The sequence below is a fragment of the Sphaerotilus hippei genome (genome assembly GCF_003201595.1).
Classification (GTDB): Bacteria; Pseudomonadota; Gammaproteobacteria; order Burkholderiales; family Burkholderiaceae_C; genus Sphaerotilus; species Sphaerotilus hippei.
Genome location: NZ_QJJS01000005.1, coordinates 188,763 through 215,620 on the forward strand (window position 1 = coordinate 188,763; position 26,858 = coordinate 215,620).

The window sequence follows — 26,858 nt, forward strand, 5'->3', positions numbered from 1 at the left end:
AGGCGGCGGGCATGAATCGCTCGTTCGTTGCACAACCATCATCAGGAAAACCATGTTCAATTCGAAGAAACAGCCGTCCATCCGCAGCCTGGTCGGCGAGGGAACCGTCATCCAGGGCACGCTTCGTTTTGGCGACGGCCTGCGCATCGATGGCGAGGTGCAGGGCGACGTGGTGGCCAACGTCAACGACACGAGCATCCTGGTGATCAGCGAGAAAGCCAAGGTCGTCGGTACGGTCAAGGCGGGTCATGTCATCATCAACGGGACCGTCATTGGCCCGGTGGAGTCGAACCACCTGCTGGAACTGCAGCCCAAGGCCCTGATCCGTGGCGACGTGCGCTACGAATCCCTTGAAATGCACCAGGGTGCCACCATCGAAGGTGCATTGACGCGCCTGAATTCGGGCGGCAATGCCGCCTCGGCAGCCCTCGAGGACAAGAAGTCCCCGAAGCTGCTCGCCGTGGGCAATGACAAATAACCGATCGACTTGAACCGTAGACAGGAGTGCCCGATGAGCGCCGCAGCAGAAAACATCCAGACCGAGACCCCGATGCCCGCCCCGATCCTGTTCACCGACAGCGCGGCGGCCAAGGTGGCCGATCTGGTGGCCGAAGAGGGCAATCCTGACCTGAAGCTGCGTGTCTTCGTGCAGGGTGGGGGCTGCTCGGGCTTCCAGTACGGCTTCACCTTCGACGAGCTGGTCAACGACGACGACACCCAGATGGTCAAGAACGGCGTCACGCTGCTGATCGACGCGATGAGCCTGCAGTACCTCGGCGGTGCCGAGATCGACTACAAGGAAGATCTGCAGGGTGCCCAGTTCGTGATCAAGAACCCGAACGCCACGACGACCTGCGGCTGCGGGTCGAGCTTCTCGGTCTGATCAGGCCGGGTAGCAGGCGCCCAGCACCCGGGCGCCTCGTGCGCCGGTGACCGCCGCTTCGCTGGCGGGACGCCGATGCACATGGCAGGCCGCCAGCCAGGCGAAGGCGGCCGCCTCCACCTCCAGCGCCGGCAGGCCGGCGGCATCGCTGTCCTGCACCGTCACGCCCGGCAGCAAGCCGGCCAGGCGGCGCATCAGGTCGCCATTGAAGGCGCCCCCACCACACACCAGCAGCCGTGTCGCACGGGGAGCGTGGGCCCGCAGGTCGGCCGCGATCACCCGGGCGGTGAACTCGCACAGCGTGGCCTGCACGTCCTCGGGCGGGGCCTCGAGGTCCTCGGCGCTGAGCAGCGTGTCCAGCCAGGCGGGCGAGAACAGGTCCCGGCCGGTGCTCTTGGGGGGCGGCTGGTGCAGATAAGGCTCGCTGCAGCAGCGCTGCAGCAGCGTGGCCCGGACCCGGCCTGAAGCGGCCCAGGCGCCGTCGTGGTCGTAGGTCAGGCCCCGGTGCCGGCCGATCCAGTGGTCCATCAGCACATTGCCCGGCCCGCAGTCGAAGCCGCGGGGCGGCTGGCCGGGTTCGAGCACCGTCAGGTTGCTGATCCCGCCGATGTTGACCACGCCGACCGTGCGATCGGCCTGGCCGAACATGAAACGGTGGAAAGGCGGCACCAGTGGCGCCCCCTGGCCGCCGGCGGCGACGTCGCGGCTGCGGAAATCGGCGATGACGTCGATGCCGCAGAGCTCCGCGAGCAGTGCCGGCTGGTGGATCTGCAGGGTGTAGCCCGTGCCGTCGTGCAGGCCGGGCTGGTGTCGCACCGTCTGGCCATGGGCGCCGACGGCACGCAGGTCGGCCGCGGTGTGGCCGCTGCCGCGCAGCAGCTCGTCGACGACGGCGGCGTAGGCCCGTGCCAGCGCGTTGGCGGCCAGCGCGGCGTGGTGCAGTTCGTCGGGGCCGCTGGTCTGCAGCGCCATCAGCCGCTCGCGCAGCGCGGGCTCGAAGGCCTGGTGGGCGTGCCGGATCACGGTCAGGCGCGGTGCGTCCAGGTCGATGCCGCACATCACGCCGTCGACCCCGTCCAGCGAGGTGCCCGACATCAGGCCGATGTACAGCGACTCGCCAGGCATCCGGTCGACCACGGGCAGCGTCCGGTGCCGTGCCGGCTCAGCGTGCCGATGCGGTGGCCGTGCCCAGCGTCGCCGGCGAACTGCGGGTGGCGTCCAGGCGATCCATGGCCAGCGCGGCGGTCTGCTTGAAGCGTGCGCGCGAGGCGGCGCTCAGCGTCACGGTCTCGGAGCTGCGGGCGATCTGCACCGGATCGACCTGCTGGCCCTTGACCTTGAACTCGAAGTGCAGGTGCGGGCCGGTCGCCCAGCCGGTGGAGCCGACCGCGCCGATGGTCGCGCCCTGCGCCACGGAGGCGCCACGGTTGACGTCGATGCGGCTCAGGTGGGCGTAGACCGTGCTGCGGTCGTCGCGGTGCTTCAGCACCACGACGTTGCCGTAGCCGTTCTGCACGCCGGAGAACTCCACCACGCCGTCGCCGACCGCCCGCACCGGCGTGCCCGTCGGCGCGCCGTAGTCCACGCCCAGGTGGGCGCGCCAGGTCTTCTGGATCGGGTGGAAGCGCATCGCGAAGCCCGAGGTCACGCGGGAGAAGGCCAGTGGCGAGGCAAGCAGGCCGCGCACCTTGCTGGAGCCGTCGGGGGCGAAATAACCGCCACGGCCGCCTTCTTCCTGGAACCAGATCGCTTCGTGCAGCTTGTCGCGGTTGACGAAGCGTGCAGCCAGGACCCGGCCAGCGTCGGCCGTCCAGGGCACCGGCTCGCCGTCGGCGCTGCGGGTCTCGTAGACCGCAGCGAAGGTGTCGCCGCGGCGCAGTTCGCGGCGGAAATCGATGTCGGCGCCGAACATCTCGGCCAGCTGGCTGGTGACGGCGTCGGGCAGGCCGGCGTCGTCGGCAGCGGCGAACAGCGTCGACTCGATCGTGCCCGAGCCGACCCGCGCGCTGCGCTGCAGCTCGGCCTGCTCGGAGCGGGCGACCAGGCCGGCTGCCGTGCGTTCGATCGTCAGCCGGGTGAAATGGGTCTCGTGCTGCTGGCTGTCGGCCGCCGGGCCCTTGACGACCAGCTGCTGCAGGCGACCCCCGCCGGCCTCGGAGACCAGGCGGGCGTGCACCAGCTTGCCGGCCCGGCCCGTCAGCATCTGCGCGGCGACCGCGTTGCTGCGCAGGAAGGTGGCGGCTTCGGCATCGCTGATGCCCAGGCGGCGCAGCAGCGAGTCCGCCGTGTCGCCGCTGCGGGTGGTGTCGCTGCGGTGCAGGACCAGCTCGCTCAGGTCGAGGGCGGCCACCTGCGGGGCCAGTCCTTCGGGCTGCAGCGCCTGCACGACCTGCCGGGTCGGCGGGCTGTCGGGCGGCGTGGCGGTCAGGGGGGCGACACCGAAGGCGGTCACGGCACTGCCGAGCAGCACGGTCGCGATTGCGGACATCACGGCACCCGGGTGGCGCCGCATCATCAGTTCAGCGCCGGCCATCGTCATGCGCGCTTGTTCAGCCAGGGAAGTCACCAATGTAGATACTGCACACGGTTGGGAGCAGCCCCGGGAGGCCGCAGGTGATGATCCGGACGGGGGGCGTGGCCGGTGTCGACCGCGCGCCGGGGAGCTGACGCTCTAGAATCCTGTCCGCCTTCAGGCCGCCCGAGTATAACGGTGTGAGCTGATGTCACAAGTGCAAGCAATTCCCGAGTAAATTCAAAGCCTTACATGTCCAGCCCAGTCTCCGCCGAACCCGTTCATCCCCTCACCGACCGTGTGCGCGAGGCGCTGGCCATCAGCCGTCGCGGCTGCGAGGAACTGCTGCCCGAGGACGACTGGGTGCGCAAGCTGGCCCGCTCGGAAGCCACCGGCGTGCCCCTGCGCATCAAGCTCGGCCTCGATCCGACCGCCCCGGACATCCACCTCGGCCACACCGTCGTGCTCAACAAGATGCGCCAGCTGCAGGACCTGGGGCACACGGTGATCTTCCTGATCGGCGACTTCACCTCGATGATCGGCGATCCATCGGGCCGCAACACGACCCGCCCGCCGCTGACGGCCGAGCAGATCAAGGTCAACGCGGAAACCTACTACCGCCAGGCCAGCCTGGTGCTCGATCCGGAAAGGACCGAGATCCGCTACAACTCCGAATGGTGCGATCCGCTCGGCGCACGCGGCATGATCCAGCTGGCCTCGCGCTACACCGTCGCGCGCATGATGGAGCGCAACGACTTCCACGAGCGTTTCCATGCCGGCACCTCGATCGCGGTGCACGAGTTCCTCTACCCGCTGATGCAGGGCTACGACTCGGTGGCGCTGAAGAGCGACCTCGAGCTGGGCGGCACCGACCAGAAGTTCAACCTGCTGATGGGGCGCCACCTGCAGGCCGAATACGGCCAGGAGCCGCAGTGCATCCTGACCATGCCGCTGCTGGTGGGCCTGGACGGCGTCGAGAAGATGTCCAAGTCCAAGAACAACTACATCGGCATCAGCGAGCCGGCCAACACCATGTTCGCCAAGCTGCTGTCGATCAGCGACGTGCAGATGTGGACCTGGTACACGCTGCTGAGCCTGCGCAGCGAGGCGGAGATCGCCGCGCTGAAGGCCGAGGTCGAGGCCGGGCGCAACCCGAAGGACGCCAAGGTCGCGCTGGCCCGCGAGATCGTCGCGCGTTTCCACAGCGTCGCGGCCGCCGATGCCGCGGAGCAGGACTTCCAGCACCGTGCCCGCGGCGGCATCCCCGACGAGATGCCCGAGCTGAGCCTGGCCGGCGCGCCGCTGGGCATCGGTGCGCTGCTCAAGCAGGCCGGGCTGGTCGCCTCGTCCAGCGAAGGCCTGCGCATGGTCGAGCAGGGGGGGGTGCGCATCGATGGCGTGGCCATCTCCGACAAGGGCCTGAAGATCGAGGCCGGCACCTGGGTGGTGCAGGTCGGCAAGCGCAAGTTCGCCCGCGTGACGCTGGGCTGACCGCCTGGCGGGCCGGCGTGATCGGCTTTATCACATCCGGTGCCATCTGTCTGCAGATGACACCCGGCTGGGGTCGCCCTGAGCCGGCTTTTGCCCCCGGCTGAAGTCCGTAGTCTCCTGAACTGAACAAACCGGTGCCCGCCGCCGGCTCCGCCCCAGAGGGTGAGCCGGCCGGGTGTCCCGATGCACAGTCAGGCGATGAAGGAGCGGCCGATGAAACGATGGACACGGGGTCAACTGGCGGGCGGTCTCGCCGGCATGCTGATGCTGATGTCGGGCGGACACGCCCACGCCAGCCTGGTCGGCCGCGATGCGGACGGCAATGCGGCCAACGGCTACGAGGCCTACTACGACACCGTGCTGGACATCACCTGGCTGGCCGATGCCAACCTGGCCTACACCACCGGAGTGGCCGCGGCCGAGCAGGGACGCATGTCGTGGCTGGACACGACCGCCTGGATCGACCAGACCGTCAATGCCGCCGGCCTCTATGGCGTCAGCACCTGGCGGCTGCCGAGCTACGCGCCGGTCGATGGCACGAGCTACCAGCTCGACTCCTCGGTCACGCCGACGGCTTACTTCGACGGCACGATCGACTACGGCATCAACAACGCCAGCACGTCCAGCGAGCTGGGTTACATGTACTACGTCAACCTCGGCCTGCTGGCCTGGGCCGACACCACGGGCACGGCGACCACCGGCGGCTACGGCTTCGACAGCCCCGGCGTGACGCTGGACAACGAGGTGACCGGGGGTTACTACAACACCGTGCAGCTGGCCGACGTGACCGTGGGCGCGGTCACCTTCTCGCAGGTGGCGGTCCACGGCGGCCTGTGGACCGGGGCGACCGTGACGAACGACCCCTACTGGGGTTCGGGCCAGAGCGCCTTCTACCTGACCGCCGACAACGGGCAGATCGACCTGGACGCCGTCAGCTACGACCCGAACGGCTTCGACACCCGGCAGGCGGCCTGGCTGGTCACCGACGGTGACCCGTTCAGCGTCTCGGCCGTGCCCGAACCCGCCTCCGGCGTGCTGATGGCGGCCGGCGCCGGGCTGTTCGCCGTGCGGGCGCGCCGCATGAAAAAGGGCGCTGCATCGCAGCGCCCCTGATCGTTCACGGGCCCGGGGGCCGTGTCTCAGTCGGCGTAGACGCCGGCGGCCTTGATGACCGGGCCCCACTTGGCGGTCTCGGCCTCGACGAACTTCTTGTGCTCGGCCGGGTTCATGCGGGCATCGGAGACGACCACGGCGCCCAGGGCTTCCTGGCGCTTGTGGAAGTCGGCATCCTTCAGCGCCGCCTTCAATGCGGTGTTGAGCTTGTCGACCACTGCCTTGGGCGTGCCCTTGGGGGCGTACAGGCCGTGCCAGATCGTGACGTTGAAGCCCTTCAGGCCGGCCTCGTCCAGCGTGGGCAGGTTCTTCAGGGCTTCGGTGCCCAGGCGCTTGCTGGTGGTGACCGCGTAGGCCTTGACCTTGCCACTGGCGATCTGCGAGGTGGTGTTGGTGGTCTGGTCGCACATCAGGTCGACCTGGCCGCCGATCAGGTCGGTGATGGCCGGACCGGTGCCCTTGTAGGGCACGGTGGTCATGTCGACCTTCAGCGTGTTCTGGAACAGCAGGCCGCACAGGTGCGAAGCCGATCCCAGGCCCGCGTTGGCCAGGTTGATCTTGCCCTTGTTGGCGTCGATCCACTTGGACAGCTCGGCGTAGTTGCCCGCCGCCATCGACGGCCGGGCGATCAGCGTCATCGGCACCTCGTTGACCAGACCGAGGTATTCGAAGTCTTCCAGGCCCTTGTACTGCATCGTGCGGTAGAGCGCCGGCGCGGTGGCCATCGCCACGTGCGTCAGCAGCAGGGTGTAGCCGTCCGCGCTGGCCTTGGACACCTTGGTCGCGCCCAGCGTGCCGCCGGCACCGGCGGTGTTCTCGATGATGATCTGGCCACCCAGCGGCTTGCGCATCGCCTCGGCCAGGTCACGCGCCACCTTGTCGGTCGGGCCACCGGCGGTGAACGGAACGACCAGGGTGATGGGCTTCTCCGGATAACCCTGGGCGGCGACCGTGCTCGCCACGGCAGCCAGGGCAAGGGCCGTCATCGTCTGTTTCATGGAGTCTCCTGGTGGGTGCAAATGGATCTGTCGCCGGATCCTAGACCCACTGTCCGGTCTGTTCATCGCGGGAACTACGTAAGGCGGCCCGGGCGTGTGCTGTTCACGCCCGGGCCGGCCTTTCAGCGGTAGCTGCGGGCATCCTCGATGACCTTGCCATCGTTGGGCAGGCTGCCGGGCTCGCCGCGCTGCACGTCCGCCCTCAGCTTGGTGATCTCGCGCACGCTGGCGGCCACCTCGTCGCACAGCGTGGCGGGGGCGTCGGCGGGGGCCTCGATGCGCAGCGTCATGCGGTCTTGCGCCATCTCGCCCTCGACCACCAGGCGGGCCCGCCGGACCAGCGGGTGACGGCGCTGCACCTCGGCCACCTGCGAGGGGTGCACGAACATGCCACGCACCTTGGTGGTCTGGTCGGCCCGGCCCAGCCAGCCCCGGATGCGCCGCTGCGTGCGCCCGGTCGGGCAGGGGCCGGGCAGGATGGCCGACAGGTCGCCGGTGCCGAAGCGGATCAGCGGGTAGTCGCGGTTGAAGGTGGTCACCACCACCTCGCCGACCTCGCCATCGGGCACCGGGTCGCCGGTGCCGGGCCGCACGATCTCGAGCAGCACGCCCTCGTCGATCACCAGGCCCTCCCGGGCCGGGGTCTCGTAGGCGATCAGGCCCAGGTCGGCGGTGGCGTAACACTGGTAGCCGTCGACGCCACGCTCGGCCAGCCAGTCGCGCAGCGACGGCGGAAAGGCCTCGCCGCTGAGCAGCGCCCGGCGCACGCTGCTGATGTCCGCGCCGGTCTCGGCGGCCTTGTCGATCAGGATCTTCAGGAAGCTGGGCGTGCCGATGTAGCCGTGCGGCCGCAGCTCGGCCATGGCCTGCAGCTGCAGCTCGGTGTGGCCCACGCCGCCGGCAAAGACGGTGCAGCCCAGCGCGTGGGCGCCGGTCTCCATCATCGAGCCCGCCGGCGTCAGGTGGTAGCTGAAGCTGTTGTGGATCAGGTCGCCGGGCCGGAACCCGGCGGCGTGGATGGCTCGTGCCATGCGCCAGTAGTCGCCGCCCGTGCCCTCGGGCTCGTAGATCGGCCCGGGGCTCTGGAACACCCGGCGCGCGCCGGCCCCCGGGCCCTGGCCCCGCCAGCCGATCGTGGCGTGGCCGCCGAACACGTCGCTCGTGCGGGTGGCGCGCTGGCGCTCCAGCAGTTCGCTCTTGCGGGTGACCGGCACGCCGGCCAGCGCGTCGCGGCTGGTGATGGTGGCGGGCTCGACCCCGGCCAGCCGTTCGGCCAGGGCCGGGGCCCGATCGCGGGCGTGGGCGATCTGCGCCGGCAGGGCCGCCAGCAGCGCGGCCTCCCGTTCGGCCGGGTCGCGCCGCTCCAGGGTGTCGTAGGCATCGTTCATCGTCGGTCTCCGGGCCCTCAGGCCAGCCAGCGCTTGCGCCGCTTGTAGCTCTTCACGTCCTTGAAGCTCTTGCGGTCGCCCCCGCCCATGCCGAGGTAGAACTCCTTGACGTCCTCGTTCTCGCGCAGGTCGCCGGCCGCGCCGTCCATCACGATGCGGCCGTTCTCCAGGATGTAGCCGTAGTCGGCGTAGCGCAGCGCGATGTTGGTGTTCTGCTCGGCCAGCAGGAAGGTGACCCCTTCCTTGGTGTTGAGGTCCTTGACGATCTCGAACACCTCCTCGACGATCTGCGGCGCCAGGCCCATCGACGGCTCGTCGAGCAGCACCATCTTCGGGTTGGCCATCAGCGCGCGGCCGATCGCGCACATCTGCTGCTCGCCGCCCGAGGTGTAGGCGGCCTGGCTGCTGCGCCGGGTCTTCAGGCGCGGGAAGTAGGCGTAGACCTTCTCCAGCGTCTGGGCCACCGCGGCCTTGCCGTCGGTGCGGGTGTAGGCACCGGTCATCAGGTTGTCCTCGATGCTGAGGTGGGCGAAGCAGTGCCGGCCCTCCATCACCTGGACCACGCCGCGCGTGACCATGTCGGCCGGCGTGAGCTTCTCGATGCGGTCGCCCCGCAGCTCGATCGAGCCTTTGGTGACGTCGCCGCGCTCGCCGGCCAGCAGGTTGCTGATCGCGCGCAGCGTGGTGGTCTTGCCCGCGCCGTTGCCACCCAGCAGGGCGACGACCTTGCCTTCGGGCACCTGCAGCGAGACGCCCTTGAGCACCAGGATCACGTGGTTGTAGATGACCTCGATGCCGTTGACGTTGAGAAGTACAGCGCTCATGCGTTCACCTTGTGTGTCAGGCCCGCGCGGCCGATCCGGGCGGGCCGGTCCGCGGGCGCGGGGCGGCGGCAGTCGCCGCCTCGGAGGGGCTCAGCTCTGGCAGTCCGCCGGGGCTCGGCGGGTGAGCTTCTTCTCGGTGGCGTAACGCTCGGACGCGGCCTTGATCATCGGCTTGAGGATCTGCTCGTCGGCCTGATACCAGTCCGAGCTGAAGCTCCACTTGGCGCCGTCCCAGGTGTGCACGCGGGCCCAGCTCGAGCCCATGTGGTCCTGGCACGAGGTGCTGACCGGGCGGATCACGCCGGTCAGGCCGAGGGCGGCGAGCTTCTTGTCGTCGAGCGCCAGGTTCTCCAGGCCCCAGCGCACCTGCTCGCCGGTCATGACCTTGCCCTTGCCGAAACGCTCCTGCGCGCGGCGCACGGCCTCGACGCCCAGCGCCTGGATGATGACGCCGCGGGCGTAGAGCACCGAGCCGACCTCGTCCTTCGGGCCGCTGCCCTGGCCCTTGTCGTGCACCAGCTTGAGGATGTCCTGGATCACCTTGGGAGTCTGGCCCGAGGTGTTGAGCGCCAGCGCGTTGTAGCCCTTGGCGCCTTCGCCCACGTCCTTGACGTCCGGCTCCGCGCCGGCCCACCACACGCCGTACATCTTGTCGCGCGGGTAGCCGGTGGCCTGGGCCTCCTTCAGCGCGGTCGAGTTCATCACGCCCCAGCCCCACAGCAGCACGTAGTCGGGGCGCTGCTGGCGCACCTGCAGCCAGGCCGATTTCTGCTCCACGCCAGGCGCCGTGACCGGGATCTTCACCAGCTCGAAGCCGTGGGTCTTGCTGCGCTCCTCGAGCAGCGGCATCGGCTCCTTGCCGAAGGGGCTGTCGTGGTAGACCAGCGCGATCTTCTTGCCCTTGAGCTTGTCCAGCCCGCCGTTCTGCTTGCCCAGGTGCTGGATCAGGATGTCGGCGGCCGTCCAGTAGCTGCCCATCAGCGGGAAGTTCCACTTGAACACGCCGCCGTCCTGCGAGGCGGCCAGGCCGTAGCCCAGCGTGATCAGCGGGATCTTGTCGTTGGGCACCTTGTCGGTCAGCGCGAAGGTGATGCCGGTGGCCTGCGGGTCGAACAGCGAGGCCCCCTTGCCCTTGAGGCGCTCGTAGCACTCGACGCCCTTGTCGGTGGCGTAGCCGGTCTCGCATTCCTCGAAGGTCAGCTTCACGCCGTTCACGCCACCGTCACGGGCGTTGATCATCTTCAGGTAGTCCTGCTTGCCGTTGGCCCAGGGCACGCCGTTGGGCGCGTAGGGGCCGGTGCGGTAGACCAGCAGCGGGAAGAACTGCTCCTTGGCCTGGGCGAAGGAGGTGCCCGGCACGAGCGTGGCGCTGAGCCCGGTGGCGACAAGGGCGGCAGCGAGGGCAAGGGACTTCAAGGTCATGGCAGTCTCCGTGGGGCAGGGTAGGGGTTGGAGAGAGAGCCGCTCTGGTGGCGGCTGGATCGGTGGCGTCAGCGGCGCCATTCAGTGCGGGAAGGGCCACAGGCGCAGCTTCTCGCGGGCGGTGGACCACAGCCGCGCGATGCCGTGCGGCTCGACGATCAGGAAGAACACGATCAGCGCGCCGAAGATCATCACCGTCAGGTGCGAGGACAGCGCCGTGTCGATGGGGATGCCCACCATCGCCGGCAGGCTGTCGAGCAGGATGGGCAGCAGCACGATGAAGGCCGCGCCGAAGAAGCTGCCGACGATCGAGCCCAGCCCGCCGATGATGATCATGAACAGCAGGTCGAAGGAGCGGGTGATGTTGAAGGCCGCCGGCTCCCACGAGCCCAGGTGCACGAAGCCCCACAGCGCACCGGCCACGCCGACGATGAAGGAGCTGACCGCGAAGGCGCTCAGCTTGGCGTAGACCGGGCGGATGCCGATCACCGCCGCAGCCACGTCCATGTCGCGCATGGCCATCCACTCGCGGCCGATCGCGCTGCGGGTCAGGTTCTTGGCCATCAGCGCGAACAGGCACAGGAAGGCCAGGCAGAACAGGTACTTCTGCACCGGCGACTCGATCGGCAGGCCCATCACGTTCAGCCCGGCCACGCTGACCGAGCCCGACGAGGAGTCGTTCGTCAGCCAGCGGATGCGCAGGAAGGCCCAGTCGGAGAAGAACTGCGCGGCCAGCGTCGCCACGGCCAGGTACAGGCCCTTGATGCGCAGGCTGGGCAGGCCGAACATCACGCCGATCACCGTCGAGCAGACCCCGCCGAGCAGCACCGCGGCGATCACCGGCATGCCCTCGATGCGCACGAAGAAGTTGTAGGCCCCGTAGGCGCCGATGGCCATGAAGGCGCCGGTGCCCAGCGAGATCTGGCCGCAGTAGCCCACCAGGATGTTCAGCCCCAGCGCGGCCATCGACAGGATCAGGAAGGGGATCAGGATCGCGCGCATCGTGTACTCGCTGGCCAGCAAGGGCACGGCGAGGAAGGCGAAGGCGATGAAGCCGAGCACGAGCACGCGGTCCTGCGCGATCGGGAAGATCTGCTGGTCGGCGCGGTAGCTGGTCTTGAACTGGCCGTTCTCACGGTAGAGCATGTGCTTCTCCTTGTGCGCTCTGCGCTCAGACGCGGTCGATGATCTTTTCGCCGAACAGGCCCTGCGGGCGCACCAGCAGGAAGCCCAGCGCCATCACGTAGGCGAACCAGATCTCGATGCCCCCGCCCAGCATCGGGCCGATGTAGGCCTCCGACAGCTTCTCGCCCACCCCGATCAGCAGCCCGCCGATGATGGCGCCGGGCACCGAGGTCAGGCCGCCGAGGATCACCACCGGCAGGGCCTTGAGCGCGACCTGCGTCAGCGAGAACTGCACGCCCAGCTTGGAGCCCCAGATGATCCCGGCCACCAGCGCGGCGAAGCCCGCCACCGACCAGACGATCACCCAGATGCGCCGCAGCGGGATGCCGATGGACTGGGCCGCCTGGTGGTCGTCGGCCACCGCCCGCAGCGCCCGGCCGGTGCCCGTGTACTGGAAGAAGGCGGCCAGCGCGGCCACCAGCGCGGCGGCGATCAGCGCCGCGTACAGGTCCTCCTGGCTGATCAGGATGCCGCCCTGGAAGGTCGACTCGAACAGGAAGATCGGGTCCTTGGGCATGCCCACGTCGATCTTGTAGATGTCCGAGCCGAACACGATCTGCCCCAGCCCCTCGAGCACGTAGGTGATGCCCAGCGTGGCCATCAGCAGCGTGATGCCCTCCTGGTTGACCAGCTTGCCGAGCACGTAGCGCTCGATCGCCCAGGCCACGCCCACCATCAGCACCATCGTCGCGGCGAAGGCCAGCAGGTTCACGAGCAGCTTGCTCTCCAGGCCGGTGCCCTTGCCGATCCATTCGGAGAAACGCGCCATCGCCAGCGCGGCGAACAGCACCATCGCCCCCTGCGCGAAGTTGAAGACGCCGCTGGCCTTGAAGATCAGCACGAAGCCGAGCGCGATCAGCGAATACAGCATGCCCGCCATCAGGCCGCCGAAGAGGGTTTCGAGAAACGGTCCCATCGTCATTGCTCCTGCACGCGTTCAGTGGCTGGTGCCGAGGTAGGCCCGGATCACGTCCTCGTTGGCACGCACCTCGTCGGGGCTGCCATCGCCGATCTTCTTGCCGTAGTCGAGCACCACGACGCGGTCGCTGATGTCCATGACCACGCCCATGTCGTGCTCGATCAGCACGATGGTGCTGCCGAACTCGTCGTTGACGTCGAGGATGAAGCGGCACATGTCCTGTTTCTCCTCGACGTTCATGCCCGCCATCGGCTCGTCGAGCAGCAGCACCTGCGGCTCCATCGCCAGCGCGCGGCCCAGGTCGACGCGCTTCTGCAGGCCGTAGGGCAGGCGGCCGACCGGGGTCTTGCGGTGCGCCTGGATCTCGAGGAAGTCGATGATGTGCTCGACGAACTCGCGGTGCGCCTCCTCCTCGCGCTGCGCCGGCCCCCAGCGCAGCGCCTGCAGGAAGAGGTTGCTCCTCATCTTCAGGTTGCGCCCGGTCATCAGGTTGTCGATCACGCTCATGCCCTTGAACAGCGCCAGGTTCTGGAAGGTGCGCGCCACGCCCATCTCGGCGACCTGGCGGCTGTTCATGTGGCCGAAGGTCCGGCCGCGGAAGGTGATCGAGCCTTCCTGAGGCGCGTAGACGCCGTTGATGCAGTTGAGCATCGAGCTCTTGCCGGCACCGTTGGGGCCGATGATCGAGCGGATCTCGTGCTCGCGCACGTCGAAGCTGATGTCGGTGAGCGCCTTCACGCCGCCGAAGCGCAGCGAGATGTTGCGCACGTCGAGGATCACGTCCCCGCTCTGCTGGTCTTTGCTCATGCAGCCCTCTTCACGGCAGGGAAGGTCTTCGTGTCGATGATCGCCAGCGTGGCCGAGACGCTGCCGCTGCGGCCGTCCTCGAACTTCACCGCCGTCTCGATGTACTGCGACGACAGGCCGCCGTACATCGCGTCGACCAGCACCTTGTACTTGTCGGCGATGGCGCCACGCTTGACCTTGCGGGTGCGGGTCATCTCGCCGTCGTCGGCGTCGAGCTCCTTGTGCAGCACCAGCGTGCGGTGGATCTGGCTGCCCGCCAGCAGCGTGTCCTGGGCGAGGTCGGCGTTGACCTTCTCGACGCACTCGCGCATCAGCTCGAGCACCTCGGGCTTGCTGGCCAGGTCGGCATAACCGGCATAGGCCAGGTTGCGCCGCTCGGCCCAGTTGCCCACCGCTTCCATGTCGATGTTGAGGAAGGCGCAGACCCGGTCGCGGCCGTGGCCGAAGGCGACCGCCTCCTTGATGTAGGGGAAGAACTTCAGCTTGTTCTCGACGTACTTGGGCGCGAACATCGCGCCGTCGTGCGGGCCGCCCTGCAGCCGGCCCACGTCCTTGACGCGGTCGATGATCTTCAGGTGCCCGCAGGCATCGATGAAGCCCGCGTCGCTGGTGTGATACCAGCCGTCGTCGCTGAGCACCTCGGCGGTGGCCGCCGGGTTCTTGTAGTAGCCCTTGAGCAGGCCGGGCGACTTGACCAGGATCTCGCCGTTCGGGGCGAGCTTGATCTGCACGCCCTCGATGGGCACGCCCACGGTGTCGGCCCGGGCCTCGTGATCGGGCTGCAGGCAGACGAACACGGCGGTCTCGGTCGAGCCGTAGAGCTGCTTGAGGTTGATGCCGATCGAGCGGTAGAAGGTGAACAGGTCGGGGCCGATCGCCTCGCCGGCCGTGTAGGCCACCCGCACCCGCGACAGCCCCAGCGTGTTGCGCAGCGGGCCGTAGATGCACAGGTCGCCCAGCGCATGCAGCAGCCGGTCGAGGCCGCCCACCGGCTTGCCGTCCATCAGCGACGGGCCCACGCGGCGAGCCAGCGCCATGCAGCGGTCGAACAGCCACTTCTTCGGCCGGCTCGCGTCCTCCATGCGGATCATCACGCTGGTCAGCAGGCCCTCGAAGATGCGCGGCGGGGCGAAGTAGTAGGTCGGCCCGATCTCCTTGAGGTCGATGGTCACCGTCGCGGTCGACTCGGGGCAGTTCACCACGTAGCCGCACACCAGCCACTGGGCGTAGCTGAAGATGTTCTGGCCGATCCAGGCCGGGGGCAGGTAGGCCAGCACCTCCTCGCGCTCGGTCAGCCGGTCGAAGCGGGCCCCGGCGCCGGCGCGGTCGATCAGGTTGTCATGCGTGTGCACCACGCCCTTGGCGTTGCCGGTGGTGCCCGAGGTGAAGAACATCGCCGCCACGTCGCCGGGCCGCGTGGCCTGCACGGCGGCGTCGAAGAAGCCGGCGTGCTCGCGGGCATGGGCGCGGCCGGCCTCGATCAGCTGGTCCAGCGAGGCCAGGCCCGGCTCGTCGTACTTGCGCAGGCCGCGCCCGTCGTCGTACCAGAGGTGCGTGAGCTGCGGGCACTGCTCGCGGATCTCCAGCATCTTGTCGACCTGCTCCTGGTCCTCGACCACCACGAACGCGACCTCGGCGTTGTTGAGCGGGAAGACGCATTCGGCCGCCACGGCGTCCTGGTACAGCGGCACGGGGATGGCGCCCAGCACCTGCGCGGCGATCATCGTGGCCGACAGCCGCGGCCGGTTCTCGCCGATGATGACCAGGTGCTGGCCCCGCTGCAGCCCGGCGGCGGCCAGGCCACCGGCCAGGTCACGCACCAGCTCGGCCAGCGCGCTCCAGTTCAGGGTCTGCCAGATGCCGTACTGCTTCTCGCGCAGGGCAGGGGCCAGGGGCCGGCGCTGGGCGTGCTCCAGCAGCAGTCGCGGAAATGTGGTGCTCACCAGGAATCTCCTTCGCTTCTTGTTCTGGAGGCATCCTACGAAGCCGTTTGACGTCCGGGTGTCGGCCTGACGACAATCCTAGGGACTGTCCCAAGCTCTATAACCCCCGACCATGACCACCCTCAATTCCTTGCGGGAGCGGGCTCGAGCGCCCACCGGGCGGGAGCTGGCCAGCATTCCCTGGCTGCGCTTTCTCGAAGCTGACGAACGCGGGCGCGTGGCGGCGCAGCTGCAGGTGGTGGAGGTCGAGCCGGGGGTGCTGCTGTGCCGCATCGGGCGTCCGGCCAGCTACTGGTTCGGCCTGATCGACGGCCTGCTCAAGATGAGCAACGACACCGTCGACGGCACGCCGATCACCTTCACGGGCGTGCCGCCGGGCGCCTGGTTCGGCGAGGGCACGCTGCTCAAGCGCGAGAGCTACCGCTACAACATCGAGGCCCTGCGCCGCAGCACGGTGGCGGGCATTCCGCTGGAGACCTTCCACGAACTGCTCGAGCGCAGCATCGGCTTCAACCGTTTCGTGCTCAACCAGCTCAACGAACGGCTGGGCCAGTTCATCGCCGCGCGCGAGATCGACCGGCTCGACCAGCCCGATGCGCGGGTCGCGCGCAACCTGGCCGCGCTGTTCAACCCGGTGCTCTATCCGGGCGTGGGCGAGCTGCTGCGCATCACGCAGCAGGAGCTCGCCTACCTCGTGGGCCTGTCGCGCCAGCGGGTCAACGAGGCCCTGCGCACGCTGCAGTCGGGCGGCTACATCCGCATCGACTACGGCGGCGTGCGGGTGCTGGACCTGCCGGGCCTGCGGCAGTACGTGCGCGGCGCCCGGCCGGCCCCGCCGTCGCCCTCAGTGCACGAAGCCGATCGTTGAGCGCTTGCCGGCGCCGGTGTCGGGCAGGTCGGCCACCTCGATGCGGTCGCGCCGGGCCAGCTTGGCGTTGCCGAAGGCGGTCATCCAGGCGCGGCGCATCTCGCGCGGCGCGAGTTCGCTCAGGCCGTCGAGCACGTCGTCGCCGGGCCGCTCGTCGAAGCGCCGGCCCCAGTCGTGGGCGGCGCGGATGCCCTGGTAGAGGCGCACCGCGATGCGGCGTGCCGCCTCACGATCGGGCATCTGCACCTCGAACACGTTCATGCGGTTGAGGATGGGCTCGGGGATGCAGCGCTCGTCGTTGGCGGTGGCCACCCAGATCACCTGGCTGGCGTCGATCGGCACCTCGGCGAACTCGTCGATGAAGCTGTGGGCGGTGTCGTGCTCGAGCAGGCCGTAGAGCGAGCCCAGCGGGTCGTAGGCGTGCTCGCCACCGGCCTTGTCGATCTCGTCGACGACGATGACCGGGTTGGCGTAGGCGCCGTCGACCAGGGTCTCGAAGACCTTGCCCGGGCGCGCGCCCTTCCACTGGCTCGACGAGCCCGACAGCACCCAGCCGGCGGTCAGCGAGCTCATCGAGACGAAGCCCAGGCCGGTGCCCAGCAGCTGGGCGATGTGGCGGGCGAAGTGGGTCTTGCCCACGCCCGGCGGGCCCAGCAGCAGCATCGGCGTGATCTCCAGCGCGTCGCGGCTGTCCTCGCACAGCGCGATCTGGCGGCGCACGTCGTCGAGCACCGGGTGGAAGTTGGGCAGCTCGTCGTAGAGGTGGTCCATGGCCGGCAGGCCCGAGGGCTTGACCTGGAAGCGCTCCGGTCCCTTCTCCAGCATGCGCTCGTAGGTCGCGCGCAGGTGCTCGTGCTCCTTGGCCGGCAGCTTGGTCAGCCGCTTTTCAACCTCGTTCACCTGGTAGAGGTGACGCATCTGGGCGATCGGGATCGCGCCTGGGCGCGGCCCGGTACAGACCAGTTCGGTGGAAGGGGAGCTCATGCAAACCTCCTGAAGCGCTGGGTGTCACACCATTGAAGCAAAGCACGCCGCAAGCCAGCCCTGGAAGTAACCCGGCATGTCCCCCCCAAACGCAGGCATGGGGGGCTCAGCGCACCCAGGTGTTGAGCTGGATGATCGGCATCAGCACCGCCAGCACGATCAGCATCACGACCAGGCCCATGGCGACGATGAGCAGCGGCTCCAGGAGGGTGGCCACCGCCATCGCCCGGCGCTGCACCTCGGCGCCCAGCTGCGCGGCGGCGCGGTCGAGCATGCGCGGCAGCTCGCCGGTCTGCTCGCCCAGGCGGGCGAACATGGCCAGCAGGCCCGGAAAGCGTTTCTTGCCGGCCAGCGCCGAGGCCAGCGGCGCCCCTTCGCGCACCTGCACCAGCGCGTCCATCGCGTCGGCCTGCATCGCGGCGTTGGAGAGCGTCTCGGCCGCCGCCTGCAGCGCCTTCAGGATGGGCACGCCCGAGCCGGCCAGCATCGCCAGCGTGCTGGCGAAGCGGGCGGCGTTGTAGCCCCGGGCGAGCCGCCCGAGCAGCGGCAGCCTCAGGTAGGCCGCGTCCAGCTTCAGGCGGGTGGCGGGCTGGCGCCGGGCCAGCACCAGGCCACCGACGCCGGCGGCAAGCAGCAGCGCGATCAGCCAGCCCCACTGGCGCAGCGTGGCGCTGATGGCCAGCATCGCGCTGGTCAGCCAGGGCAGGGTCTGCTTGCTGCCGGCGAACACCTGGGCCACCTGCGGCACGACGTAGGTGACCAGGAAGATGACGATGACCACCGCGACCAGCGAGACGATGGCCGGGTAGAGCGCCGCGCCGATCAGCTTGGCCTGGAGCGCCTGGCGCTCCTCGAGGTCGTCGGCCAGGCGCTCGAGCACCCGGCCGAGCTGGCCGCTCTGCTCGCCGGCGGCGACCACGGCGCGGTAGACCGGATCGAACTCGCGCGGCGCGCTGCCCAGCGCGCGGGCGAAGGTCGAGCCGGCGTTGACCTCGGCGCGCAGCTCGGCCAGCAGGTCCTGCTGGCGCGGGTCCTCGGCCTCCTCGGCCAGTGCGGTCAGCGCCCGCTCCAGCGGCAGGCCAGCACCGACCAGGCCGGCGAGCTGGCGGGTCCAGATGGCCAGCGCGGTGGCGTTGAAGGCGCGCCGGCGCATGAAGCCGCCACCGGCGGCCGCGGCCTCGCGGCTGGCCTCGCTGCCCACCGGCTGCACGTCCAGCGGCACCAGCTCGCGCGCGCGCAGCTGGGTGCGCACGGCCCGGGCGTTGTCGGCGTCGAGCAGGCCGGTGTGGGTCTTGCCCGCGGCGTCCAGGGCTTCGAAACGGTAGGCGGGCATGGGGTCTCAGTCGCGGGTCACGCGCAGCAGCTCTTCGAGCGAGGTCTCGCCGCTGGCGACCAGGCGCTCGCCGTCCTCGCGCATCGTCAGCAGGCCGTTGCGGCGGGCGGCGGCGAGCAGCTCGGACTCGGCCGCGTGGCCGTGGATCAGCGCCCGCACCTCGTCGCCGACCGTCATCAGCTCGTAGACGCCGGTGCGGCCCTTGTAGCCGGTCTGGCCGCAGTCGTCGCAGCCCACCGGGTGCCAGTGCCCGTCGTCACCCTGGCGCTTGCAGCTCGGGCAGAGCCGGCGCACCAGGCGCTGCGCCAGCACGCCCAGCAGACTGGAGCTGAGCAGGAAGGGCTCGATCCCCATGTCGGTCAGGCGGGTGACGGCGCTGGTCGCGTCGTTGGTGTGCAGCGTGGCCAGCACCAGGTGACCGGTCAGCGAGGCCTGCACCGCGATCTGCGCGGTCTCGTGGTCACGGATCTCGCCGATCATGATCACGTCCGGATCCTGGCGCAGGATGGCGCGCAGCGCCTTGGCGAAGGTCAGGTCGATCCTGGCGTTGACCTGGGTCTGGCCGATGCCGCCGAGTTCGTACTCGACCGGGTCTTCCACGGTCAGCACGTTGGTCGTGCTGGTGTCGACCTGGCCGAGCGCGGCGTAGAGCGTGGTGGTCTTGCCCGAGCCGGTCGGGCCGGTCACGAGCACGATGCCGTGCGGCTGCTGGATCAGGCTCGAGAAGCGCTGGTAGGTCGCGCCCTGCATGCCCAGGCCGGGCAGCGAGAATTTCGCCTCGCCCTTGTCGAGCAGGCGCAGCACGGCCCGTTCGCCGTGCACGCCGGGCAGCGTCGAGACGCGCACGTCGATCGCGCGTCCGCCGATGCGCAGCGAGATGCGCCCGTCCTGCGGCAGGCGCTTCTCGGCGATGTCGAGCTCGGCCATGATCTTCAGCCGGCTGATCAGCGCGGCGTGCAGCGCCTTGTTGGGCTGCACCACCTCGCGCAGCGTGCCGTCGACGCGAAAGCGCACCGCCGAGCTGCGCTCGTAGGGCTCGATGTGGATGTCGCTCGCGCCGTCCTTGGCCGCCTGCGTCAGCAGCGCGTTGAGCATGCGGATGATCGGCGCGTCGTTGGCGGCCTCGAGCAGGTCCTCCACCGCGGGCAGGTCCTGCATCATGCGGCTGAGGTCGACCGCGCTCTCGACCTCGCCGATCACGGTGGCCGCGCTCGACTCGCTGCCGGCATAGGCCTGGGCGATGCGCTGCGCCAGCAGCGCCGGCTCCTCGTGGTCGAGGGTGTCGACGGCGTAGAGGCGCAGCACCTCGGCCAGCGCCGCCGCCGGGGTGGCCGGCGAGGTCGACAGCGTCAGCGAGCGGCCGTCGTCCTCGAGCAGCAGGCCGTGCGTCTTGGCCCAGGAATAGGGCAGCAGGTAGCGGTGCGCCATGGTCAGCGGGCGGGAGCGGGTTCGGTGGCCGGGCCGGCCGGCGGGCTCACCGGCGTGCCGGCAGGGGCGCTGGCGGAGGGCGCCGCGGGGCGGACCAGCGTGGCCGCGGCCGGATTCTCGGGCAGCTGCGGTCCTTCGTTGATGCTGGTGACCCTCGAGGGCTTGGGCTGGCCGTCCTGCTGGGCGGCACGGATCGCGTCGTAGCGGTTCAGCGTCAGCTGGTCGGCCTCGCCCTGGTTGCGCATGACCACCGGGCGCAGGAAGACCAGCAGATTGGTCTTGATGCGCTTGCGGGCGGCCGACTTGAACAGGCCGCCGACCAGCGGCACGCTGGCCAGGCCGGGCACGCGGTCCTCGCCGTCGGTGTATTCGTCCTTGAGCAGGCCGCCGAGCACCAGCATCTGGCCGTCGTCGACCACGACGGTGGTCTCGATCGCGCTCTTGTCGGTGCGGGGTCCGGCGCTGTTGGAGACGGTGCTCTCGACCACCGAGGAGTTCTCCTGGTAGATCACCATGCGCACCGTGCCGTTCTCGCCGATCTGCGGCTTGACGCGCAGCGTCAGGCCGACGTCCTTGCGCTCGACGGTCTGGAAGGGGTTGACCGAGCTGCTGCTGGTGCTGGTGCTGGAGGTGTAGGAGCCGGTGATGAAGGGCACGTTCTGGCCGATCACGATCTTGGCCTCCTCGTTGTCCAGCGTCACCAGGTTGGGCGTGGACAGCACGTTGGCCCCGGTCTCCGACTCGAGGAAACGCGCCAGCGCCCCCAGCGTGTAGACCCCGGCGATCTTCTGGATCAGGCCGATGTTCAGGCCGGTGCCCACGCTGACCCCGGAGGTCGAGCCGGTGGTGGTGGCGATGGTCGCGCTGGCCAGGTTGGTGCCGCTGCCGGTGCTGTAGTTGGTGCCGGCGTACAGGCCGGTCGAGTTGCTGCCGTTGCTCAGCAGGCCCTGCCACTGGAAGCCGTACTCGGCGGCCTTGGTGGCGTCCATCTTGACGATCATCGACTCGACGTAGACCTGCGCGCGCCGCGCGTCGAGCTGGTCGATGACCGCGCGCAGCTGGCGGTAGACCGGGTCGGGCGCGGTGATGATCAGCGAGTTGGTGGCCGGGTCGGCCTGCACGAAGCCGCCGGTCGACGGGCTGGCGGCCGCGGCCACCGGCGCGGTGCTCTGGGTCGAGGCGCCGGCGCTGCTGCCGGCCCCGGTGCTGCCCAGGCTGCCGCTCGCGGGGGTCATGCCGGTGCTGCCCCCGGCGCTGCCGGTCGAGCCGCCGGTGCCGCTGCCCGAGCCGCTGGCGCTGTAGGCCGCCCGCAGCACGGCCGCGAGCTTGGTGGCGTCGGCGTTGCGCAGGTAGACCACGTGGATGTTGCCGGCCGGGTTCTGCGCGCTGGCGGGGCGGTCGAGCTTGTCGATGACCGCGCGGATCTGCGCCAGCCGCACGGCGGTGGGCGCCCGCACGAGCAGGGCGTTGGTGCGGGCGTCGGCGATCACCGAGGCGCCACCCGCCGTCCCGGTGGCCAGGGAGCCGGCGGCGGCCGTGCCGGTGCCGGAGCTGTCGATGAACTTCGACACCATCTGCGCCAGGTCCGCGGCGACGGTGTGCTGCACCGGGATGACCTCGACGTCGGTCGTGCCCGCGGTGTCCAGCGCCGCGATGATGCGCGCGATGCGCTGCAGGTTGTCGGCGTAGTCGGTCACCACCAGGGTCTGGTTGCCCGGGTTGGCGTTGATGGTGTTGTTGGGCGAGATCAGCGGGCGCAGCACCGTCACCAGGTTGTTCGGGTTCTCGTGCTGCAGGCGGAAGACCTGGGTGACGATCTGGTCGCCACGCCGCGCGACCTCGCCGACCGACACCGAGCCGGTCTGCAGCTTGGCGTCCGCCTCGGGCACCACCTTCAGCAGGCCGGCGACCTCGACGGCCGCGAAGCCCAGCCCGCGCAGCGTCGACAGGTAGGTCTGGAAGGCCTCGGCGGTGCTCAGCGGCTGTTCGCTGTAGAGCGTCATCGTGCCCTTGACGCGCGGGTCCACCAGGATCGGCCGCTTGACCATGGCCGCGATCGCCCGCGACACGGCCTCGATCTCGGCGTTGACGAAGCGCACCGTGACCTTCTCGGCCACCACGGTGCGTCCCGGTTTCTGGGCCTGGGCCCGGACCGGCAGCGCCGGGGCGATCGACAGGCTGGCGAGCAGGGTCGCGCAGAGGGCACGCCGGGGCAGGTGCAGAGGGCGTTGCGTCATGGTCATCCGATCGTGAGCACGGAGCGGGCGCCGTCGCGCCGTCCGATGATGTTGAGCAGGTTGTCGAGGGCGCCCTGGGCATCGGGCTCGGCACGGGCCTCGCCGCGCAGGCGCAGGCCGCTGCGGCTCCAGCTGCCCCGGGCCTCCAGGCGCAGCGCGCCGTCGAGGGTGGTCAGCTCCACCTGGGCGATGCCGGCTTCGCTGGCGTCGCTGCGCACCGCCAGCCGGTAGCTGCCCAGGCGCTCGAGCGTGGTCAGCCGGGAGGACAGGTCACGCAGTTCCAGCGTCGCCTCGCCGGTCAGGGCAAAACGTCCGGCCGCCCATTGCAGCGTCAGGCCGGAGCTGGACAGCCGCAGCGCGCCACCGGGCTGCACCGTGTTCCAGGGCGTGCCCAGCCCGGTGAGCAGCGCGGCCGGCCACTGGGCCAGCCAGCCGGCGTCGCCGCTGCCGGGTTCCAGCGTGGCGCTGACCTGCCCCAGGCCGGGGGCGATGCGCAGCGCCAGCGTGCCGCTCAGGCAGCAGGCCTGCTGCAGCGCCAGGCGCAGGGCGGTGCCGGCCGGGCGCAGCGTCCAGTTCAGCCGGCCGGGCAGGGTGCTGGCGTCGCCGCTGCCCGGGCCGCCGCCGAGCACCATCACGGCGTTGCCGGTCCAGACCGTGCCGCGGGCATCGGCCAGCAGCACCCGGCCCTGCGTGGCCTGCGCCACCGCGGCCGCCAGCCACGAGGCCGGCGCGAACACGATCAGCGCGACCAGCGCCCCCGTCAGCAGCCCGCCGACGGCCCAGCGCCGCACGCGGGCCAGCTCGGCGGCCCAGGGGTCGAGGCCGGAGGACGGACGACCCGCCGGGCGGGGCGCCCGGACCGTGGCCGGCAGGCGCAGTTCCGGTCGGGGCGGGCGGCGGGCGCGGGGCAGCAGAGGCATGGGGGACCGGCGGGCGCTTCAGGCCGGATGCAGCAGCGCCAGCACCACGGTGCCGGTGTAGCCGTTGCCCTGGCGCTGCAGCTGCAGGTCGACCACCCGGGCCCGGGCGGCGCTGCGCACCTCGCCCAGCCAGGCGGTCAGGGCGTCGGACGGCACGGCCGTGAGGCTGACGCTGGCCTGCTCGCCGGTGAGCGTCAGCCGGGCGCCGGCGCCCAGGCGTTCGGTCGCCGCCTGCAGCGCCTGCCGGGCGGCCTCGGGCGCGACGGCGGGCAAGGCGCGCAGCGCACGGGCTTCGGCCGCCATCAGCTGCATGCGGGCGAGCTGGGTGTCGAGTTCGGTGCGCTGGGCCGCTGCGCTGCGCAGCGTGCGCCAGGCGGGGGCCAGCGCCACGCTCCAGGTCAGCGCCACGGCGATCAGGCCGGCGGCGAACAGCAGGGCGCGCTGCTCGCGGGCCCCCAGCGTGCGCCAGCGGGCCCGCCAGGGATCGAGGGCGTCGCCGGTGGTCCGGGCGGCGTTCGGTGCGGGGCGGCGCAGGGGCATCATCGCGGGCTTCCGTCGGGTCGTGTGGCGGCCGGCAGGCGGCGCAGGGTGACGCTGCCGGCGCGGGCTTCGACCTGCCAGCCCGAGGGCTGCAGCAGGGTGCGCATGCGCTCCTGCCCGGTCTCGTCGAGGCCCGGCCCGGTCAGCGTCAGCTCGCCGGGGGTGTAGCGCAGGCTCTGCGCCGGGGCGGACCCCGGCCAGGCGGTGGCGGCGGCCTGCAGCATCGGCTCCAGATCGCTGTCACCCGGTCGGCCGGCGGCGGCGCGCAGGCGGTCGTTCTCGCGCTGCATCTGGATCGGGGCGTCGAGGATGGCGCGCACCTGCGGGTGGCTGCTGCGCATGATCTGCATCACCGCCTCGCGGCGCTGCTGCAGGCCGCGGCGTTCATGCCAGGCCCAGGCGTTCAGGCCGATCAGCTGCACCGCCACCAGGGCGGCCAGCCCCCAGCGCACGGGGCGCCAGTCCGGCGAGCGCAGCCGCTGCCAGCGCTCGCGCAGCACGGCCAGCCCGCGGTGGCGGGGCGCCAGCGCAAACTGGCGCAGCTGCCAGGGGCTGGTCTGCGCGGCCAGCAGGCGCTCGGCCACCGGCCGCACCTGCACCGGCCGGCCCAGCCACTGCTCGGCCTGCGCGGCCATCTTCGGGCTGGCGCTGGCCTCGATCGGCCCGTCGCCGAGCTGGCGCAGCCAGTGGCGGGCGCCGCTGCCCTGGGCCGGCCAGGTCGAGACGCCCCGCGCATCGACGCAGGTGACGACCATCAGGGCGTCCTCGCGTTCCTGCAGCCCGGGGGCCGCATGCAGGTGCAGGCGCACCGTCGGGTGCGCCGCCGCCGGATCGGGCACCGCGTCCGGATCGACCGGCTCGGGCGGGGACAGCATCGGCACGACCCGGTCGACGCGGCGGTGCTGCTGCTCCAGCGTCTCGAGCGCACCGGTCAGCCAGGCGCGGTCACAGCAGGCGACCCAGGTCGGCTGGCCGGGTCGGCTGTCGGGGGCCAGCGCGAGGTGCACCTGCTCGGGTTCGTCGAGCAGCGCCTCCTCGAGCAGGCCGGCCAGGGCGGCGGCCATGCGGGCCGGAGGCGCCTTCGGGCAGGTCAGGCGGTGGAAGCTGATGTCGCTGTCACCGATCACCAGCACCGTCTGGCTGGCCGCGGGCAGCAGCGCGGCGGCGCAGCAGCCTTCGCTGCTGATGCCGCGCCCGTCGGTGCTCAGCGCATAGCGGAACTCGGCGCCGGCCAGCGCCGCACCACCGGCCGGGACGGTCGGTGGCACGACCGGTTGAAGGGGGTGCCAGCGCGGTCGCGCGGGCAGCAGGATCAGGAGCAGGCTCATGGGTGGGGGCGCAAGTGCCGGCGATTGTAGGGGGCCGATTCGACAGGATGACGTCTGCCGGATGTTTCATTTCAGGGCTGGAAACCCGGGCTGGCCACACGCTCCGGCGCGATGCGCTCGGTGCGCAGGATGCGCAGGTTGTTCATGTCCCGGCGTTCGATCAGCGAGCGCTGCGTCACCACCAGGTCTTCGGTGCGCAGCGCGCCCACCACCTCGAAATACTGGGTGCTGACGCTGGTGCGGGCCGGGTCCGGGCTGACCTGCGCGCCCAGCAGCGGCGTGGCGTCGCCGATGTTGCGCAGCGGATCGCTGCGGCGGTGCTGGATCAGCCGGTCCACGCCGGCCAGGTCGCTGCCCACGAGCACGGCGGCCAGCACCTCCCGGGAGGCGGTGTTGAGGTTGACCGGGGTCGCCACGGGCAGCAGCGTCACCTGCGGCAGCAGCAGCTGCAGGCTGAGCGGGTCCAGGCCCAGCCAGCCGAGCTGCTCGGCGCGCTCGGGCATCAGCGGGGTCTCGCTGCCGCCGTCGCTGTCCTGGCCGCCGCTGGCGGGCTGGGCCCGTCGCAGGGCGCTGGCCAGGCGGTCGGCGGTGTCCTCGGCCAGGCCGACCTGCCGGCACAGCCGCTGCAGCGTCAGCAGCTCGGCGGGCACGACCTTGCCCTGCTGCACCACGTTGCGCAGGTTGTAGCGGGCCTGGGCGTCGCTGATCGCGCCCGACAGGAAAGCGTCGGGTGCATCGTCGCTGTGGTCCCGGTCCGCGGCCAGGAAGGTCGACAGCCGGGCTTCGGCCAGCGGCACGGCCCAGGGCTCGCCGAGGTGATCGACCGCGGCCGCGCTGCCCTTGGTGCGGGCATCCTCGCGCAGGATCAGCAGCGTCCAGTCGAGCGCGCCCTGCAGCACCCAGGCGGCCTGGGCCTGGCCCCGTTCGGCCTGCTCGACCTGGAGCGTGCGCCACTGCTGCCAGACCATGCCGCTGGCCAGCGTGGCCACCAGCGCCACGATGATCATCGCGGTGAGCAGCGCGGCACCGGCCTGGCGCCGCGCCGGAGCGGGGCGGCCGCTCATGGGTGCACCAGCCTGAGGTCACGCGTGATCGTGCCGCCCCCGGCGGGCTCGACCACCAGGCGCACGCCCTTGGGCAGGGCCTCGCGCCGCGTGCCGCTGCCACCGGACGAGCCGGATCCGGCGCCACCGCTGGCCGGCGTGGCGGAGGCCATCACGTCGCCGCTGGACTGGGCGTTGCTCCAGGTCGTGTCGCTGCCGTGCATGGTGTAGAGCTGCCAGCCCTGCACGCCGGGCATGACCAGCACGTCGGCCGGGTCGTTGCCCACCAGCTGCAGGCTGCGCAGCCAGGCCTCCTGCAGGGCGGCCGAGGTGGTCACGGCCGGTGCGGTCCAGCGGTGCAGGCCGTCCGAGCGCAGCGTCCAGACGACCACCTGCACGCCGTCGGCCTGCCGGCGGGTCAGGCGCACCAGCGGGCCCTCGAAGTCCAGCCCGGGCACGACGCCGCTGTCGGCCAGCCCCTTGAGGTCGGCTTCCCACTGGGCCATCACGGTCTGCAGCCGCATCAGCCCGTCGGTGCGCGCCTGGGCCACGTCGCGGGTGCGCATCACGCTGGCGATGCCCTGCCAGGCCATGCCCGACATGACCGCGAAGATGAACAGCGCGACCATCACCTCGATCAGCGTGAAGCCGTGCGGGCGCTGCGGCCCCGGGGGGTGGCGGGTGGGCATCGG

At 70.7% G+C, this 26,858-nt stretch carries 24 protein-coding genes; 5 read left to right on the forward strand and 19 right to left on the reverse strand.

The genetic code is table 11. The features are described from left to right. Positions 1-52 precede the first annotated feature (52 nt). Positions 53-478, forward strand: a complete 426-nt coding sequence (locus tag C7444_RS07550; protein WP_110400230.1) for a bactofilin family protein — start codon at positions 53-55, stop codon at positions 476-478. Between the two features lie 33 nt (positions 479-511). Beyond that, positions 512-883, forward strand: coding sequence for an iron-sulfur cluster insertion protein ErpA (erpA, locus tag C7444_RS07555; RefSeq protein ID WP_110400231.1), 372 nt, complete (start codon positions 512-514; stop codon positions 881-883). On the opposite strand, the gene C7444_RS07560 is transcribed toward erpA, so the two are convergent. Together C7444_RS07560 and C7444_RS07565 are read right to left on the reverse strand one after the other, a co-directional pair. Next, a complete protein-coding gene (locus C7444_RS07560; RefSeq protein ID WP_110400311.1) occupies positions 884-2,008 on the reverse strand; it encodes an anhydro-N-acetylmuramic acid kinase in 1,125 nt (374 codons plus the stop codon). It lies immediately after the preceding gene. A gap of 37 nt (positions 2,009-2,045) precedes the next feature. After that, entirely contained in the window at positions 2,046-3,371 is a 1,326-nt protein-coding gene (locus tag C7444_RS07565; RefSeq protein WP_245909441.1) for a M23 family metallopeptidase, read from the reverse strand. Between the two features lie 276 nt (positions 3,372-3,647). Between C7444_RS07565 and tyrS the strand changes: the two genes are divergently transcribed. Both tyrS and C7444_RS07575 read left to right on the forward strand, forming a co-directional pair. After that, positions 3,648-4,886, forward strand: coding sequence for a tyrosine--tRNA ligase (tyrS, locus tag C7444_RS07570; RefSeq protein ID WP_110400233.1), 1,239 nt, complete (start codon positions 3,648-3,650; stop codon positions 4,884-4,886). 213 nt (positions 4,887-5,099) lie between these two features. Beyond that, positions 5,100-5,999 (forward strand): PEP-CTERM sorting domain-containing protein, encoded by a 900-nt coding sequence (locus tag C7444_RS07575; protein WP_170130665.1) that lies wholly within the window; start codon positions 5,100-5,102, stop codon positions 5,997-5,999. Between the two features lie 26 nt (positions 6,000-6,025). Here the strand turns inward: C7444_RS07575 and C7444_RS07580 are convergent, their stop codons facing one another. The 8 genes from C7444_RS07580 to C7444_RS07615 form a co-directional block, all read right to left on the reverse strand. After that, positions 6,026-6,997 carry a tripartite tricarboxylate transporter substrate-binding protein gene (locus C7444_RS07580; protein ID WP_110400235.1) on the reverse strand — a complete coding sequence of 324 codons (972 nt, stop codon included), beginning with the start codon at positions 6,995-6,997 and terminating at the stop codon, positions 6,026-6,028. A 122-nt stretch (positions 6,998-7,119) separates the two neighbouring features. Then, entirely contained in the window at positions 7,120-8,385 is a 1,266-nt protein-coding gene (locus C7444_RS07585; RefSeq protein WP_110400236.1) for a phenylacetate--CoA ligase family protein, read from the reverse strand. A gap of 17 nt (positions 8,386-8,402) precedes the next feature. Further along, on the reverse strand, positions 8,403-9,209 hold the full coding sequence (locus C7444_RS07590; protein WP_110400237.1) for an ABC transporter ATP-binding protein: 807 nt from the start codon (positions 9,207-9,209) through the stop codon (positions 8,403-8,405). Positions 9,210-9,299: 90 nt separating this feature from the next. After that, complete coding sequence (locus C7444_RS07595; protein WP_110400238.1) at positions 9,300-10,631, reverse strand: ABC transporter substrate-binding protein; 1,332 nt, start codon at positions 10,629-10,631, stop codon at positions 9,300-9,302. An 81-nt stretch (positions 10,632-10,712) separates the two neighbouring features. Further along, a complete protein-coding gene (locus C7444_RS07600; protein ID WP_110400239.1) occupies positions 10,713-11,777 on the reverse strand; it encodes a branched-chain amino acid ABC transporter permease in 1,065 nt (354 codons plus the stop codon). A gap of 25 nt (positions 11,778-11,802) precedes the next feature. Continuing rightward, positions 11,803-12,732 (reverse strand): branched-chain amino acid ABC transporter permease, encoded by a 930-nt coding sequence (locus C7444_RS07605; protein ID WP_110400240.1) that lies wholly within the window; start codon positions 12,730-12,732, stop codon positions 11,803-11,805. A 21-nt stretch (positions 12,733-12,753) separates the two neighbouring features. Beyond that, positions 12,754-13,542, reverse strand: a complete 789-nt coding sequence (locus C7444_RS07610; protein WP_110400241.1) for an ABC transporter ATP-binding protein — start codon at positions 13,540-13,542, stop codon at positions 12,754-12,756. Then, the gene (locus C7444_RS07615) at positions 13,539-15,485 is read right to left on the reverse strand and encodes an AMP-binding protein (protein WP_110400242.1); all 1,947 of its coding nucleotides are present in this window, start codon (positions 15,483-15,485) and stop codon (positions 13,539-13,541) included. Before C7444_RS07615 ends, C7444_RS07610 begins: the two co-directional genes overlap by 4 nt. Positions 15,486-15,597: 112 nt before the next feature. Between C7444_RS07615 and C7444_RS07620 the strand changes: the two genes are divergently transcribed. After that, the gene (locus C7444_RS07620) at positions 15,598-16,353 is read left to right on the forward strand and encodes a Crp/Fnr family transcriptional regulator (protein ID WP_110400243.1); all 756 of its coding nucleotides are present in this window, start codon (positions 15,598-15,600) and stop codon (positions 16,351-16,353) included. Here C7444_RS07620 and C7444_RS07625 read toward each other — a convergent pair. The 9 genes from C7444_RS07625 to C7444_RS07665 form a co-directional block, all read right to left on the reverse strand. Further along, positions 16,330-17,337: an AAA family ATPase gene (locus C7444_RS07625; RefSeq protein ID WP_110400244.1), complete on the reverse strand. Its 1,008-nt coding sequence runs from the start codon at positions 17,335-17,337 to the stop codon at positions 16,330-16,332. The two genes, C7444_RS07620 and C7444_RS07625, sit on opposite strands and share 24 nt — an antisense overlap. Positions 17,338-17,443: 106 nt before the next feature. Continuing rightward, on the reverse strand, positions 17,444-18,670 hold the full coding sequence (gene gspF, locus C7444_RS07630; RefSeq protein WP_110400245.1) for a type II secretion system inner membrane protein GspF: 1,227 nt from the start codon (positions 18,668-18,670) through the stop codon (positions 17,444-17,446). 6 nt (positions 18,671-18,676) lie between these two features. Further along, positions 18,677-20,098, reverse strand: a complete 1,422-nt coding sequence (gene gspE / locus C7444_RS07635) for a type II secretion system ATPase GspE (protein ID WP_110400246.1) — start codon at positions 20,096-20,098, stop codon at positions 18,677-18,679. A gap of 2 nt (positions 20,099-20,100) precedes the next feature. Continuing rightward, positions 20,101-22,335 carry a type II secretion system secretin GspD gene (gspD, locus tag C7444_RS07640; protein ID WP_110400247.1) on the reverse strand — a complete coding sequence of 745 codons (2,235 nt, stop codon included), beginning with the start codon at positions 22,333-22,335 and terminating at the stop codon, positions 20,101-20,103. A gap of 2 nt (positions 22,336-22,337) precedes the next feature. Continuing rightward, positions 22,338-23,255: a type II secretion system protein N gene (gene gspN / locus C7444_RS07645; RefSeq protein ID WP_110400248.1), complete on the reverse strand. Its 918-nt coding sequence runs from the start codon at positions 23,253-23,255 to the stop codon at positions 22,338-22,340. A gap of 18 nt (positions 23,256-23,273) precedes the next feature. Continuing rightward, positions 23,274-23,798, reverse strand: coding sequence for a type II secretion system protein GspM (gene gspM / locus C7444_RS07650; protein WP_245909442.1), 525 nt, complete (start codon positions 23,796-23,798; stop codon positions 23,274-23,276). Continuing rightward, positions 23,795-25,123 carry a type II secretion system protein GspL gene (gene gspL, locus C7444_RS07655; protein WP_110400249.1) on the reverse strand — a complete coding sequence of 443 codons (1,329 nt, stop codon included), beginning with the start codon at positions 25,121-25,123 and terminating at the stop codon, positions 23,795-23,797. The genes gspM and gspL overlap by 4 nt, the downstream gene beginning before the upstream one ends. A gap of 71 nt (positions 25,124-25,194) precedes the next feature. Beyond that, the gene (gene gspK, locus C7444_RS07660; RefSeq protein WP_110400250.1) at positions 25,195-26,187 is read right to left on the reverse strand and encodes a type II secretion system minor pseudopilin GspK; all 993 of its coding nucleotides are present in this window, start codon (positions 26,185-26,187) and stop codon (positions 25,195-25,197) included. Beyond that, a complete protein-coding gene (locus C7444_RS07665) occupies positions 26,184-26,855 on the reverse strand; it encodes a PulJ/GspJ family protein (protein ID WP_110400251.1) in 672 nt (223 codons plus the stop codon). Before C7444_RS07665 ends, gspK begins: the two co-directional genes overlap by 4 nt. Positions 26,856-26,858 lie beyond the last annotated feature (3 nt).

Excerpts from the sequence above, each read along its gene's own strand:
- C7444_RS07610 (WP_110400241.1), bottom strand. The coding sequence starts at position 13,542 with ATGAGCAAAGACCAGCAGAGCGGGGACGTGATCCTCGACGTGCGCAAC.
- C7444_RS07665 (WP_110400251.1), bottom strand. The coding sequence starts at position 26,855 with ATGCCCACCCGCCACCCCCCGGGGCCGCAGCGCCCGCACGGCTTCACG.
- C7444_RS07560 (WP_110400311.1), bottom strand. The coding sequence starts at position 2,008 with ATGCCTGGCGAGTCGCTGTACATCGGCCTGATGTCGGGCACCTCGCTG.
- gspM (WP_245909442.1), bottom strand. The coding sequence starts at position 23,798 with ATGATGCCCCTGCGCCGCCCCGCACCGAACGCCGCCCGGACCACCGGC.
- gspN (WP_110400248.1), bottom strand. The coding sequence starts at position 23,255 with ATGCCTCTGCTGCCCCGCGCCCGCCGCCCGCCCCGACCGGAACTGCGC.
- C7444_RS07595 (WP_110400238.1), bottom strand. The coding sequence starts at position 10,631 with ATGACCTTGAAGTCCCTTGCCCTCGCTGCCGCCCTTGTCGCCACCGGG.
- C7444_RS07580 (WP_110400235.1), bottom strand. The coding sequence starts at position 6,997 with ATGAAACAGACGATGACGGCCCTTGCCCTGGCTGCCGTGGCGAGCACG.
- C7444_RS07625 (WP_110400244.1), bottom strand. The coding sequence starts at position 17,337 with ATGAGCTCCCCTTCCACCGAACTGGTCTGTACCGGGCCGCGCCCAGGC.
- C7444_RS07590 (WP_110400237.1), bottom strand. The coding sequence starts at position 9,209 with ATGAGCGCTGTACTTCTCAACGTCAACGGCATCGAGGTCATCTACAAC.
- erpA (WP_110400231.1), top strand. The coding sequence starts at position 512 with ATGAGCGCCGCAGCAGAAAACATCCAGACCGAGACCCCGATGCCCGCC.
- gspD (WP_110400247.1), bottom strand. The coding sequence starts at position 22,335 with ATGACGCAACGCCCTCTGCACCTGCCCCGGCGTGCCCTCTGCGCGACC.
- C7444_RS07620 (WP_110400243.1), top strand. The coding sequence starts at position 15,598 with ATGACCACCCTCAATTCCTTGCGGGAGCGGGCTCGAGCGCCCACCGGG.
- C7444_RS07575 (WP_170130665.1), top strand. The coding sequence starts at position 5,100 with ATGAAACGATGGACACGGGGTCAACTGGCGGGCGGTCTCGCCGGCATG.
- C7444_RS07585 (WP_110400236.1), bottom strand. The coding sequence starts at position 8,385 with ATGAACGATGCCTACGACACCCTGGAGCGGCGCGACCCGGCCGAACGG.
- gspF (WP_110400245.1), bottom strand. The coding sequence starts at position 18,670 with ATGCCCGCCTACCGTTTCGAAGCCCTGGACGCCGCGGGCAAGACCCAC.
- gspE (WP_110400246.1), bottom strand. The coding sequence starts at position 20,098 with ATGGCGCACCGCTACCTGCTGCCCTATTCCTGGGCCAAGACGCACGGC.
- C7444_RS07605 (WP_110400240.1), bottom strand. The coding sequence starts at position 12,732 with ATGGGACCGTTTCTCGAAACCCTCTTCGGCGGCCTGATGGCGGGCATG.
- tyrS (WP_110400233.1), top strand. The coding sequence starts at position 3,648 with ATGTCCAGCCCAGTCTCCGCCGAACCCGTTCATCCCCTCACCGACCGT.
- C7444_RS07600 (WP_110400239.1), bottom strand. The coding sequence starts at position 11,777 with ATGCTCTACCGTGAGAACGGCCAGTTCAAGACCAGCTACCGCGCCGAC.
- C7444_RS07565 (WP_245909441.1), bottom strand. The coding sequence starts at position 3,371 with ATGTCCGCAATCGCGACCGTGCTGCTCGGCAGTGCCGTGACCGCCTTC.
- gspL (WP_110400249.1), bottom strand. The coding sequence starts at position 25,123 with ATGAGCCTGCTCCTGATCCTGCTGCCCGCGCGACCGCGCTGGCACCCC.
- C7444_RS07550 (WP_110400230.1), top strand. The coding sequence starts at position 53 with ATGTTCAATTCGAAGAAACAGCCGTCCATCCGCAGCCTGGTCGGCGAG.
- gspK (WP_110400250.1), bottom strand. The coding sequence starts at position 26,187 with ATGAGCGGCCGCCCCGCTCCGGCGCGGCGCCAGGCCGGTGCCGCGCTG.